Raw genomic sequence first — 12,669 nt, forward strand, 5'->3', positions numbered from 1 at the left:
TCTGCGCATTGAGCGCCATGGTGTCGGTGGCATACACACTATTGGTGCTCGACCGGCTCGACAGAGCGACGCGCGCATCGAAGGCGTTTTCCGAATCCTGCGTGCCATCGGCAAAGGCGCCGGGGCCGAAGACCGGCGTCACGCTGCGGTCGGGGCTGATATAGCCGAACTGCGTGCTCTGGCCGAAGCGCACGCGGCTCGCATCGTAGGCTGCGCCCAGCACCACCAGGTGTTCGACGCCCCCCGTCTTCGCTTCCGCGGAAAACTGTCCCGCGAGGCCCTGGTTCTGCTGCTTTGTCACAGTGCGGTTGATCRGGCCGTTGCACTTCTCGTTGGGCTCGGTGTTGAGCAGCGCGTTGGCGATGCAGCGCCACTTCGGAAACGGCGTATTGGACGCGTTGGCGCCGCTTGTCGGCACGCCCGTGAAGCCCGAGGCGGCAAGTGCCGCGCGCTCGGCTGGGCTCGGTTGGTAGACCGACTCGCTGAAGGCATCGTCGTTGACGTCGCCGTTGAAAGTGTTCGTCCTGATGTTGCGATAGTAGGCGTTGCCCGACAGCGTCCAGGTGTCGTTCAAGGCCTGTGTCATCGCGAGATTGAGGAAGGTCGACTTGTTCGTGGTGTTGTCGGGAATCGTACGCACGCTGGCCCAGTCGCGCTGCAGTGCGCCCAGCTCCTGCGTGCCATTGCCGGTGAGGTCGTTGTCGGCGAACGCCGCGGTGAGCGAGATGCTGCCGTCGCGCGTCACCCGTCCGACCTTGGTGAAGAGCTGGCTCACATCGGAGGGCGAAGCGACGCGCCAGCCATTCTCGTGAAAGCGGTTGCCGGCGACGAACCAGTTCCAGCCGCTGTCCTTGTCGCTGCCGCCGGTCTCGAACTCGGCGGCGGCGCGGCCCCACGAGCCTCCCACCAGCTGCACCGAGGTGCCGGGGTCATGCAAGCCGTCCTTGGTCTGGATGGCCAGCGCGCCGCCRAGCGTGTTGAGGCCGAACAGCGGGTTGCTGCCGGGCATCAGGGCGATCGTCGAAATGACCGAGCGCGGAATCAGGTCCCAGCTCACGACGTCGCCGAAGGGTTGATTCAGGCGTACGCCATCCATGAACACCGACAAGCCCTGCGGCGTGCCCAGCAGCGGCGACGCACTGAAGCCGCGGAAGTTGATGTCGGGCTGGAAGGGGTTGCCTTGCGTCTCGTTCACCGTCACGCCGCCGACAGCGCGCAAGAGGAAATTCGTCAGGTCGGGCGCATGAAGGCGCTCGAGGTCGGCGCCGGTGGCCGTTTGCACATTGGACGGCAGGTCGTCACGCGGCACGTCGAGTCCGGGCAGCGGCGTCGGCGCGACGACCACGATGGTGGTCAGCTCGCCCGATGCGGCCGCCTCTTCCGCGACGGCGCCTGTCGATTGGCACAGCATCAGCCCGGCTATGGCGGGCGCCGCCATGGCAAAGGCGGGAAGACGATCGCGACGGTTCATGGGTTGGGCTTCCTCGGGCGATGAATTTCGTAGTGGATCGAGCGCGTGTGCGCCCATCGCCCAAGGTATGCGGATCACCTCCGCCGCGACAGGGAAAACTTCCCGCTGTGGCTCAGCAAGCTTCCGGCTGGATGAGGCCGTGACGAATCGCGAGGTGCGCCATCGCCGCCGTGGTGGCGATGCCGAGCTTATCCTTGATCAGGCTCTGGTGGTTCGACACGGTCTTGGGACTCAGGTGCAGCGAGCGAGCGCAATCGGCGAGCGATTCGCCCCGCGACAAGAGGCGGAAGATCTCAAACTCGCGCTGCGTGAGCGATTCGAAGCCCGGCGCTTCGCCGGCACCTTGAAGCAGGCGCTGCGGCAGGCCCGGGCTCAGGTAGCGCCGCCCTTCGATCGCGGCATGCACCGCATCGATCAGGCATTCGGGCGCACTGCTCTTCGACACGAAGCCGAGCGCGCCGAGTTCCAGCGCACGGCGCACCAGCATCTCGCTGTCGTGCATGCTGAAGACCAGCGTGCGCGCACGCGGGTTGCGCTCGCGCAAGCGACGCACCAGTTCGAGCCCACTGCTGCCGGGCATTGAGACGTCGGTCACGGTGATGTCGGGCTCATGCTTCACGTACAGCGCACAGCCTTCATCGACATAGCTGGCCTGCGCGACCACGGTCATGTCGCCGTCCTGCTCGAGCAGATGCCGGTAGCCGGCGCGCACCACCGGATGGTCATCGACGAGCAGCAGGCGGATCACGCGCGGCTCCCGGCCTGCCGGACTCGCGTATCGGGCAACTGCAATTGCACACGCGTGCCGTGACCCGGCGTGCTGAAGGCTCCGAACGCGCCGCCGAGTGCCGCCGCGCGCTCGGCCGCGCCCATCAAGCCGAGGCCGCGCGTCTTCCGGGTCGACGCGAAGCCAGTGCCATCGTCCTCCACGCGCAACGCGAGGCCGCTCGGCGTCGATGCCARTTCGACCCGCACGTGGGTCGCATCCGCATGCCGGAACACGTTGGCCAGTGCCTCCTGCGTCACGCGGAAGACCGCGGTGTCCACCGCCTCGCCGAAGCCGCCGAGATCGCCTGCGTGCTGAAACTCGCACGCGGTGCCGGTGCGCATCGACCAGTCCCTGCACAGCGATTCCAGCGCCGCGGCGAGCCCCAGGGCATCGAGCTCGGCCGGCCGCAACCGGCGCAGCAGCCGACGCACGCCGTCTTGCAGCAACTCGGCCGACGACGCAACGCGTCGCGCGGCCAGCCCGGCCTCGCCGAGCGAGCGCGAGCGCTGGATGCAGGTGGCCTCGACGCGGATGGCGGTGCAATGCTGGGCCAATTCGTCGTGAAGCTCGCGAGCCAGGGCCAGCCGTTCGCCTTCCTGCACGGTCATGAGTTGCTGGGTCAACTCGCGGTTGTGCAGCAGCAGCCGTGCGACCTCGCCGAGGCGCCGCCAGGCGTACCAGGCCAAACCGAGCGACAGGGCCACCAGCGTCAGCGGCAGTTCGTCGGCTTGCCATGCCTCGTGGCGCGCGAACATCGCGGCCAGTCTTTCATGCAGCTCGAGCGCGCTCGACAGTGCAAACGTCCCCCCGGTGATCGTCAGCACCCAGGCCAGGTCGCCGCGCCATGCTGTGCCGCCCGCTCGAATCATCGTCACGCTCAGCCTGGCTTGTTGACCCAAGCCGTGCACCAACCGTCGGCCGCGATCTGCTTGCGCCCGAACATCGCACAGCCAGCCCACTGGTCTGCAGCCGCGCCCTGCCACATGGCGCAGTTCACGCAGCGCTGCGTCGCCGCATGCTTCGGATACTTCTTGGCATCGACGCTCTTGGTGTCGTGCTTGTAGCCCAGGGCCGTAGCGGTCTCATCGGACTCCTCGACGCGCGCGGCGGCCGATACCGCGACGGGCATCAGCGTCACGACGAAGGTGCCGCCCACCAGGCGGCCGGCGAAGGCCCTCCGGGTGACGCCGACGGCCATGCTTTTGTTGATCTCGTTCATGATCTTGGCCTCAGTTGGAAGCGACCTTCACCGCGCCACTGGCCTGGACCGTGCGCGACGCGCCCGCGGCGCCAGGAATCTTGAAGACCCAGACCATGCCGCCTTGCTCGAGCAGGTTGACCTTCTTGGCGACCTCGCCGCCCCACAGCGGCACCGCTCCGCCCCAACCCGACACCACGCCGACGTATTGCTCGCCGCCCTGCATCCAGGTGATGGGCGGCGCAACAATGCCGGAGCCGGTCTGGAACTGCCAGACCACCTTGCCGGTCTTGGCGTCGGCCGCCTTCAGGTAGCCCTCTGGCGTGCCCCAGAAGACGAGGTTGCCGCCGGTGGTCAACACGCCGCCCCAGAGCGGCGCGCCGTTCTTGACTTCCCAGGCCATCTTGCCGGTCTTCGGGTCGAAGGCGCGCAGCGAACCGATGTAGTCCTCGTTGAGCGGCTTGATCGTGAAGCCGGCGCCGAGGTAGGCCGCGCCCTTTTTGTACGCAACCGGCTCGTTCCAGATGTCCATTCCCCATTCGTTGGCTGGCACGTAGAACATCTTCGTGTCGGGGCTGTAGGCCATCGGCATCTGGTTCTTGCCGCCGAGGAAGCCGGGCGCGGCGAACACGGGGCTGCCCTTCTTGCCATCGGACGCAGCGGTCGGGTCGCCGGGACGGTTGTCCGCAATGAAATTGGGCCGCCCGGTCTTCAGGTCGATGCTGCTGGCCCAGGTGATCTTCTTGACGAACGGAAATGCGTTGATGAGTTGGCCGGTGTTGGCGTCATTGACGTAGAAGAAGCCATTGCGGTCGGCCTTGCCGCCGACGCGCTTGCCGTCCATGTCGAAGGTGACGAACTCATTGACGCCGTCGAAGTCCCAGCTGTCATTGGGCGTGCTCTGGTAGCTCCACTTGATTTGGCCGGTCTTCACGTCGATGGCCACGGTCGAACACGAGTAGAGGTTGTCGCCCTCTCGCAGGTGGCTGTTCCAGGGCGCCGGATTGCCGGTGCCGAAATAGGCGAGGCCGGTCTTGGCGTCGTAGGTGCCGCCGAGCCAGGTGGCCGCGCCGCCGGTCTTCCACAGGTCGCCGGGCCAACTCTTGTTGATCGTGCCGGAGATGCCGTTCTCCTTCTTGTTTCCGTCCTTGTCGTAGGTGTAGCCCATGTGGCCTTCGACGGTGGGCCGCACCCACAGCAGCTTGCCGGTCTTCGGGTCGCGCGCCTCGACGCGGCCGACCACGCCGAACTCGCCGCCCGATACGCCGGTCAGCATCACGCCGTCGGCAATGATCGGCGCCGCGGTGGCCGAGTAGCCGGCGGCGTAGTCGTCGATCTTCTCCTTCCAGACCACGTCGCCGGTGTTCTGGTCGAGCGCGACCAGTTGCGCGTCGAGGGTCGCGAAGATCACGAGGTTGTCGTAAAGCGCGGCACCACGGTTGACCACGTCGCAGCAGGGCATGATGCCCTCGGGCAGCCGGTGCTCGTACTTCCACAGCTTCTTGCCGGTGGTCGCGTCGAGCGCGAAGATGCGCGAGTAGGACGCGGTGACGAACATCTTGCCATTCATGATCACCGGCTGCGACTCCTGCCCGCGCTGCTTCTCGCCGCCGAACGAGAAGGCCCACACCGGCAGCAGCTTGGCGGCGTTGGTCGCGTTGACCTGCTTCAGCGGCGAGTAGCGCTGGCCCTGGGTGTTGATGCCCCAGGTCAGGACGTTGCCTGTGGCTGTGGCTTCCGACTGGATCATCTTGTCCGTGACCTGCGCGTGGGCGGCAGCAGCGGCCAGGCCGACCGCGATGAGTGCGGCTAAGAGCTTCAATTGCATGGTGTCTCCTGAGGGTGGAACATGGGTCGAGGAAGCGCGCGAAGAGCGCGCCCTCCACGCCTGAGTGGGGCAAGTGCCATGCCATGCATCCAGACCCGGCGCTGTCGCAATACGGGTCGATTCGCGGGCCTTGGCATGCGGGTTTTCCCGTTGGACTGCTACAAGGTTGAACAGTCGAGGCGCGGAAGAGCGTGACATCGCGTCACAGTGGCCCGATGCTGCCGCGGGGCATGGCTGGTGGAACAATCAGCGCATGTCCGATCCCATCACTGCACCGTTCGGCACCTGGGTGTCGCCGATCACCCCCGAACGCGTGGCCGCGGCTCAGACGACGCTGGTCGACGTGTTGCTCGATCGAGGCGAGGTGTACTGGATCGAAGGAAGGCCCCTGGAGGCCGGGCGCCAGGTGCTGGTGCGGCTGGGACCGGACGGCGTGGGGGTCGAGGTCACGCCGACGCCCTTCTCGGCGCGCACGCGGGTCCATGAATACGGCGGCGGTGCGGTCCTGGCGGCCGCGGGCACGGTATGCTTTTCTAATTTCTCCGACCAGCGGCTCTACCGCATCGATGGCGCCGCCGCCGCGGTCGCCTTGACCCCGCTATCCGAGGCTGCCTCGCTGCGCTACGCCGACGGGCTGCTCGACGCCCGCCGCCAACTCTGGATCGGCATTCGCGAAGACCACCGCGCAGCGGGCACAGAGGCGATCAACTGCATCGTCGCCGTGGGTCTGGGCGGGGGCGACGCCGGCAAGGTGCTCGTGCAGGGCAATGACTTCTATGCCTCTCCGCGCCTCAGCCCGGATGGAACAAGGCTCGCATGGCTGACCTGGAACCATCCCGACATGCCKTGGACCGCCGCAGCGCTGTGGGTCGGCGATTTCGACGGCACTGCGGTCACCCACGCGGCGCACATTGCAGGCGGCCCGGGCGAATCCGTGTTCCAGCCCGAGTGGTCAGCCGACGGCCTGCTGCACTATGTGTCGGATCGATCGGGCTGGTGGAACATCTACCGGTGCGATGCGAGCGGCTCCAGCACCAACCTGTGTCCGATGGCCGCGGAGTTCGGCCGCGCACAATGGACTTTCGGCACGTCGACGTATGCCTTCCTGTCGCCGCATCAACTGGTGTGCGCGTACATTGAAGACGGGGTGGGCAAGCTCGCGCGGCTGGACCTGCGCGACAGCACGCTCGCCCCCTTCAATCTGCCGTACACGGATTTCTCCGCAGTGCGGACGAACGGAGGCAAGGTGGTGTTCAAGGCCGGCGGCCCGGGTGTGGCGAGCGCGGTCGTCGTGCTCGACGCGAGCTCCGGCGGCGCAACCGTGGTTAGGAGCGTTTCGGACGTGCAGTGCGATCCCGCGATGCGCGACCACATCTCGGTGCCCCAACGGGTCGAGTTCCCCACGCCACGAGGCGAAGTCGCCTTCGCATTGTTCTATCCGCCCGCCAATGCGAAATATCGGGGCCCGACCGGCGCGCTGCCGCCGCTGGTAGTCAAGTGCCATGGCGGCCCCACCTCCTCGGCCTCCAGAAGCCTCGACCTGCGCACACAGTTCTGGACCAGTCGCGGCATCGCCGTGGTCGACGTGGACTACGGCGGCAGCACCGGCTACGGCCGCGCCTACCGAGATCGCCTGCATCGGATGTGGGGCATCATCGACGCCGAAGACTGCGCGGCCGCCGCGGCGTACCTGGCCGCGGATCAGCGGGTCGACGCGACGCGGATGGTCATCACCGGCGGCAGTGCCGGKGGCTTTACGGCACTCCGTTGCCTCACGCATGCAGACCCGGCGATCCGCAAGCTCTTCAAGGCCGGCGCAAGCCACTACGGCGTGAGCGACCTCCTGGCGCTGGCACGCGAAACGCACAAGTTCGAGTCACGCTATCTGGACTGGCTGGTTGGACCGCTTGCCGACCAGCAGGCCTACTTCGACCGCACGCCGGTGCGCCACGCGGATCGCTTGAGCGCGCCGGTGGCGTTCTTCCAGGGAGCGGAAGACAAGATCGTGCCGCCCAGCCAGACCGAGGAGATGGTGGCGGCGCTTCGTGCACGAGGCATCCCGGCCCTCTACCTGCTCTTTGCCGGGGAGCAGCACGGCTTTCGACAGGCCTCGAATATTCAACAAGCGCTAGAGGCGGAAGCCGCCTTTTTTGATGCACTGGCGTTCGGTGTCGGCACCGATGACATGACGACCAGCCGGTGAGCAATCCATGTCAATTCACGCCGCCCGACCCGTCCACCCCCAAGGTCACTCCAAGAGGTTGTATTTTTCGCGCACGTCGTTAGGATGCACCGACGGACTTCGGACGAGCGGATGCATGCAAGAACAATAGCTCTCGCCATGTCGGTGGCGGCCAGTGCCAACGTTCAGGCGCAGAGCGAGGCCGTGCCCGCGTTCAAGGAGGTCGACTCCATCGAGGCGCGCGTGCAGGGTTGTGTGACCTGCCATGGCCAGAGCGGTCAGGGCACGAGCAATGGCTACTTCCCGCGCATCGCAGGCAAGCCGGCCGGCTACTTGTACAACCAGTTGGTGGCGTTCCGTGACGGAGACAGACGCTATCCACCGATGAACTATCTCGTCGCGTACCTGCCGGACGCCTACCTGCGAGAGATCGCGGAGCACTTCGCCAAGCAGAGGCCCCCGTTTGCTGCGAAGGAGGCTGCCACGGCGGACGCCGCGGCAGCAACGCGCGGACGGTTGCTCGTGTCCGCGGGCGACGCGAGCAAGGGCATCCCCGCCTGCATTGCCTGCCATGGTGCGGGACTCACAGGCATSGAGCCCGGCATCCCCGGGCTCGTCGGACTGCGTGCGACCTACATCGTTGCGCAACTGACGCGTTGGCGGGTGGGCGAGCGACACGCCGCAGAGCCCGACTGCATGAAGCGGGTGGCAACGCGTCTGTCAGACACCGACACCACGGCTGTCGCTGCCTGGCTCTCGCAGCAAGAGGCACCAAAGAATCCGTCGCCGGAATCGTCCAACCTGGTTCGCATGCCCTTCGCATGCGGCAGTCAACGGTGACCAAGATGCGCCTCGGCCTGCGGATCCTGCTCGTCCTGGTGGCGCTGACCGTCGTCGCGATGGCTATTGTCTTCTGGATGCAACCCGGTGCGCTGCCGGTCAATCCGAACACGGTCGTGGCCAACGCCACGACGCAGGTCATCAATCGCGGGGAGTATCTGGCTCGCGCGGGTGACTGCGTCGCCTGCCACACCACGCCAAACGGCAACGCGTTTGCGGGCGGTCGCCCGATGGCGACTCCGTTCGGCGCACTCTACGTCCCCAACATCACGCCCGATGACGAGACCGGTATCGGCAAGTGGACGGCAGATGACTTCTACCGAATGATGCACACGGGCGTGTCCAAGGACGGGACGCTGCTGTATCCGGCAATGCCTTTCGCCTCTTACACGAAGGTCACGCGCGACGATTCCGACGCCATCTTCGCGTACCTGATGTCGGTGACCCCGGTGAAGCAGCAGAACCGCCCGCACGAGCTCCAGTTTCCCTTCAACAATCGCGACCTGCTGCTCGGCTGGCGCACCCTCTACTTCAAGGAAGGCGAATACAAGGCGGACGGCCAGCAGACTGCGGAATGGAACCGCGGCGCCTACCTCGTCCAGGGCTTGGGCCACTGCGCCATGTGTCACACTGCCATCAACGTCCTGGGCGGCTCCAGCGAGTCGAAGGCGTTCGAAGGCGGCATGATTCCGAACCAGAATTGGTATGCGCCTTCGCTCACATCGAACCGCGAGGCGGGTCTTGGAAACTGGGACATCAAGGACATCGTGGACCTGTTGCAAGTCGGCGCCTCGCACCGTGGCACGACCTACGGTCCGATGGCCGAAGTCGTCTACAACAGCCTGCAGTACCTCAGCGACGAGGACGTCAAGGCGATGGCGGTCTACCTCAAGGCCCTGCCCCAACGTGATTCCGAGCCGCCGCCCACTAGCCAGGCGAGGCTTGTCAACCCAGCCGTGATGGAGATGGGGCGCAAGGTCTACACGGCCCAGTGCGCGATGTGCCACGGGGATGAAGGCAAGGGCAATCCGCCGGCCTATCCGCCGCTGGCGGGCAATCAGTCCATCACCATGGCATCTCCCGTGAACTCCATCCGCATGGTGCTCAATGGGGGCTACGCACCCGGCACGAAGAAGAACCCTCGACCGCACGGGATGCCCCCGTTCAGCCACATCCTGGATGACGACGAGGTCGCCGCTGTCGTCACGTACATCCGGGTCGCTTGGGAAAACAGCGGCACCCCCGTGGCTCCCGCGCAGGCCAACGAGCTGCGCAAGCTGCTGCCCGAATGAGGAATCTCTGATGCCCGACCTTCAAGCCAGACAGCAGGACGCAGAAGACCACCGTGTCGACGAGATCGTCAGAAGAGGTCCTGCCGGCACCTTCGCCGTGGCCGGGGTCGCCACGGCCGTCGTCGTGGCCATCTACTTCATCTTCTACTTCGCGGTCTACCTGCCGCGAGGAGTCGTTCAGTGAGCGCGACTTTGCCTCCCACTTCGCCTCCGGGTCACGAGTCCGAGGCGGTGTCGGTCGCGGCTGAGCGCCGCTGGGCCTACATCGTGATGGCCATCATCGCCTTGCTCGTGTTGATGATGGTCATCACGGGCTTGCACTGGGCGTCGATGCCGCCGTCCCGGGTCGAGACGGTGGACATCAAGACGCTGCATATCAAGGGCGAGTTCGTGGAGAGCAACCTCGGCACGACGATGGGACCCGACGGCAAGGTCACCGTTCGGCTCATTGCTCAGCAATATTCGTTCGTTCCGCAGTGCATCATCGTGCCTGCCGACATGCCGGTGACATTTCGAGGCACGGCCACCGACGCCATTCACGGCTTCATCATCGGCAAGACCAACGTCAACACGATGCTCATTCCAGGCTTCGTGGCCACGTTCACTACCACCTTCCCGCGCACCGGAGAGCAGCTGATGCCCTGCCACGAATACTGCGGGACGGGTCACGAGGCCATGTGGGCCCGCGTGCAGGTCCTGCCCCCAGCCGAGTTTCTGTCGAAGGCCTCCGGCGGAGAAAGGCTCAGCTGTGTTCCAAGCTAAGCGCCTCGTCCTCRCCCACTTCTGGGTGGCCTTCATCGCCTTCCTTGGCGCGCTGGTCCTGGGCGCCTGGCAGATGTTCGTTCGCAGTCCGCTGTCGACTTGGGTCAACAACCCGGAACACTACTACCGGTCCGTGACGGCGCACGGCACGGTGATGGCGTACGTGTTGCCAACCCTCATTGCGATGGGATTCGGGTATGCCATCACCGAACTGGCCCTGAAGAAGCCACTCATCGGGCTGAAGTGGGCCTGGGTCGGCTTCTGGCTGGTGATTGCCGGAACGGCTGTCGCCGCGGCGACCATGGGGATGGGCAAGGCTTCTGTCTTGTACACCTTCTACCCCCCGATGATCGCGAGCTCGTTCTACTACCTGGGCGTCGTACTCGTCGTCGTGGGCTCGTGGATATGGGTGGCGCTCATGTCCATCAATCTGCGCGGCTGGAAGAAGGAGAACCCTGGCGCGTCGGTGCCATTGGCGATGTTCGGGAATGTCGCGGGTGCATACCTCTGGGCCTGGACGTCGGTCGGCGCTGCGGTCGAGATCCTGGTTCTCATCCTGCCTGCTTCCCTCGGCCTGACCGACACCATCAACGCAGGTCTCGCGCGCGTGCTCTTCTCATGGACCTTGCACGCCATCGTCTACTTCTGGTTGATGCCGACCTACATCGTGTTCTACACCATCGTGCCGCGCGCGATCGGCGGTCGGCTGTACAGCGACACGATGGGACGGGTTGCCTTTGTGCTGTTCCTTGTCTTTTCGATGCCGATCGGCATCCACCATCTGTTCGCCGACCCGCAGGTGGGAGCGGGTTTCAAGTTCGTCCACGCGACGATGACGGCAATGGTGTCGGTGCCAACGCTGCTCACGGTGTTCACCATCGTCGCCTCCGTCGAGATTGCCGCGAAACTGCGAGGCGGCAAGGGCTTGTTCGGTTGGGTCAAGGCACTACCCTGGGACAACCCGATGATGCTGGCCGTGACCTTCTCGTTCGTCATGCTGGGTTTCGGCGGTGCCGGCGGCATCATCAACATGAGCTACCAGCTCAACGAGACCATCCACAACACCCAGTGGGTCACAGGGCACTTCCACCTTATATTCGCCGGCGCCATCGTCTTGATGTACTTCATGCTGGCGTACGAGCTTTGGCCGCAACTGACGGGCTGCGCACCGCTGTCGGCGGGACTCATCAAAGCGCAGATTTGGCTGTGGTTCGTTGGCATGATGGTGCTGACCATGCCTTGGCACCTCGTAGGCCTCCTCGGCGCGCCCCGCCGCATGGCGTACTACGACTACACGCACGCTGAGCTCCAGTCGCAGGCCTGGACGGTGACTGCATCGGCCATCGGCGGGTTCGTCTTGCTCGCGTCTGGCCTCTTGCTCGTCTGCATCCTCGCAACGGCACGCAAGAAGGCCAACATCGCGGTCGAGCCCTTTACCTTCAGCCGTGCAGCGCACCCCGGTGGACACACGCCGGTCGCGCTGAATGGTTTCGGTCTCTGGGTTGCGATGATGATCGGACTGACCGTCGTCAACTATGGCTACCCGATCGCCCAGCTCGCCTCGCTCAAGGCGGCCTACGTGCCCGTCATTCCGATTGGGAGCCGGTGATGCGCGAGTCCGGCATGTACTCCTGGAGCAACCCCTGGTTCCGCTGGAGCATGGTGTCCCTGGTCGTGCTGACCTTGCTGGCCATGCTTGTGGGGTTCGTCGTGCTCCCGTCGGTTCATGGCGATTTCTCGGCACAAGGGCTGTGGGCCAGCATCTGTCGTGCAGCAGGCGTTCCCGCGACGTGGTCCGACGGCTCGGCGGGTACGAAGAGCGTGCCTCAGGCCACGAATGTCGTGCTTGAACGCAGCATGGCCCGTGAGGGCAGCAGCGATGCCATCGGTCGGGGCGCGACCTTGGCGCTGAACTGCACCATGTGCCACGGGGCACAAGGTATAAGCGGGTCAGACGCACCGAACCTGTCTGGGCAGTACCCCGAGGTGGTCATGAAGCAACTTCAGGACTACAAAGCTGGCAAGCGTGACAGCCCCATCATGGTGGCGCTCGCCACCAACCTGTCCGAGCGCGACATCACCGACTTGGCGGCCTACTACGCTTACTTGCCGAAGGCGCGCACGGCTCCGACGACGTATGACGAGTCCCTGCCTGCGTTGGTGCGTGTGGGCGCACCGCTGCGCAACATCGCGCCCTGCATCTCTTGCCATGGCGGGGTGGATCAAAAGCTGGGCGCGCCGTGGATCGAGGGAATGCCGAAGGGCTATCTGGTCGCGCAGTTGCAGGCTTTTCGGTCCGGGGCGCGACGCAACGATTCCGAAGCCCA

At 65.4% G+C, this 12,669-nt stretch carries 12 protein-coding genes; 7 read left to right on the forward strand and 5 right to left on the reverse strand.

The genetic code is table 11. The features are described from left to right. The 5 genes from AC1DY5_RS21975 to AC1DY5_RS21995 form a co-directional block, all read right to left on the reverse strand. Positions 1-1,471: TonB-dependent receptor plug domain-containing protein (locus AC1DY5_RS21975; RefSeq protein ID WP_478114740.1), on the reverse strand; the 1,471-nt coding region annotated here is incomplete at its 3' end. Positions 1,472-1,583: 112 nt separating this feature from the next. Next, entirely contained in the window at positions 1,584-2,219 is a 636-nt protein-coding gene (locus AC1DY5_RS21980; RefSeq protein WP_478114742.1) for a response regulator, read from the reverse strand. Beyond that, on the reverse strand, positions 2,216-3,109 hold the full coding sequence (locus AC1DY5_RS21985) for a sensor histidine kinase (RefSeq protein ID WP_478114759.1): 894 nt from the start codon (positions 3,107-3,109) through the stop codon (positions 2,216-2,218). Before AC1DY5_RS21985 ends, AC1DY5_RS21980 begins: the two co-directional genes overlap by 4 nt. 8 nt (positions 3,110-3,117) lie before the next feature. Continuing rightward, complete coding sequence (locus AC1DY5_RS21990) at positions 3,118-3,459, reverse strand: high-potential iron-sulfur protein (RefSeq protein ID WP_478114744.1); 342 nt, start codon at positions 3,457-3,459, stop codon at positions 3,118-3,120. Positions 3,460-3,469: 10 nt separating this feature from the next. After that, positions 3,470-5,266 carry a PQQ-dependent methanol/ethanol family dehydrogenase gene (locus AC1DY5_RS21995; protein ID WP_478114746.1) on the reverse strand — a complete coding sequence of 599 codons (1,797 nt, stop codon included), beginning with the start codon at positions 5,264-5,266 and terminating at the stop codon, positions 3,470-3,472. 253 nt (positions 5,267-5,519) lie between these two features. On the opposite strand from AC1DY5_RS21995, the gene AC1DY5_RS22000 reads away from it, so the two are divergent. The 7 genes from AC1DY5_RS22000 to AC1DY5_RS22030 form a co-directional block, all read left to right on the forward strand. Then, on the forward strand, positions 5,520-7,469 hold the full coding sequence (locus tag AC1DY5_RS22000; protein WP_478114747.1) for a S9 family peptidase: 1,950 nt from the start codon (positions 5,520-5,522) through the stop codon (positions 7,467-7,469). 138 nt (positions 7,470-7,607) lie between these two features. Then, positions 7,608-8,288: a c-type cytochrome gene (locus AC1DY5_RS22005; RefSeq protein WP_478114749.1), complete on the forward strand. Its 681-nt coding sequence runs from the start codon at positions 7,608-7,610 to the stop codon at positions 8,286-8,288. Between the two features lie 77 nt (positions 8,289-8,365). Continuing rightward, positions 8,366-9,580, forward strand: a complete 1,215-nt coding sequence (locus AC1DY5_RS22010) for a c-type cytochrome (RefSeq protein WP_478114761.1) — start codon at positions 8,366-8,368, stop codon at positions 9,578-9,580. A 10-nt stretch (positions 9,581-9,590) separates the two neighbouring features. Beyond that, complete coding sequence (locus tag AC1DY5_RS22015) at positions 9,591-9,764, forward strand: hypothetical protein (protein WP_478114751.1); 174 nt, start codon at positions 9,591-9,593, stop codon at positions 9,762-9,764. Between the two features lie 86 nt (positions 9,765-9,850). Further along, positions 9,851-10,342 carry a cupredoxin domain-containing protein gene (locus AC1DY5_RS22020; protein WP_478114753.1) on the forward strand — a complete coding sequence of 164 codons (492 nt, stop codon included), beginning with the start codon at positions 9,851-9,853 and terminating at the stop codon, positions 10,340-10,342. Continuing rightward, on the forward strand, positions 10,329-11,951 hold the full coding sequence (locus tag AC1DY5_RS22025; protein WP_478114755.1) for a cbb3-type cytochrome c oxidase subunit I: 1,623 nt from the start codon (positions 10,329-10,331) through the stop codon (positions 11,949-11,951). The genes AC1DY5_RS22020 and AC1DY5_RS22025 overlap by 14 nt, the downstream gene beginning before the upstream one ends. Next, positions 11,951-12,669, forward strand: a 719-nt coding sequence (locus AC1DY5_RS22030) for a c-type cytochrome (protein WP_478114757.1), incomplete at its 3' end; no start/stop codon positions are given. The genes AC1DY5_RS22025 and AC1DY5_RS22030, both read left to right, overlap by 1 nt.

Source organism: Variovorax sp. P4_D9 (assembly GCF_056401695.1).

Coding starts and splice junctions, on each gene's coding strand:
- AC1DY5_RS21990 (WP_478114744.1), bottom strand. CDS start 3,459: ATGAACGAGATCAACAAAAGCATGGCCGTCGGCGTCACCCGGAGGGCC.
- AC1DY5_RS21995 (WP_478114746.1), bottom strand. CDS start 5,266: ATGCAATTGAAGCTCTTAGCCGCACTCATCGCGGTCGGCCTGGCCGCT.
- AC1DY5_RS22010 (WP_478114761.1), top strand. CDS start 8,366: ATGCAACCCGGTGCGCTGCCGGTCAATCCGAACACGGTCGTGGCCAAC.
- AC1DY5_RS22015 (WP_478114751.1), top strand. CDS start 9,591: ATGCCCGACCTTCAAGCCAGACAGCAGGACGCAGAAGACCACCGTGTC.
- AC1DY5_RS22020 (WP_478114753.1), top strand. CDS start 9,851: ATGGCCATCATCGCCTTGCTCGTGTTGATGATGGTCATCACGGGCTTG.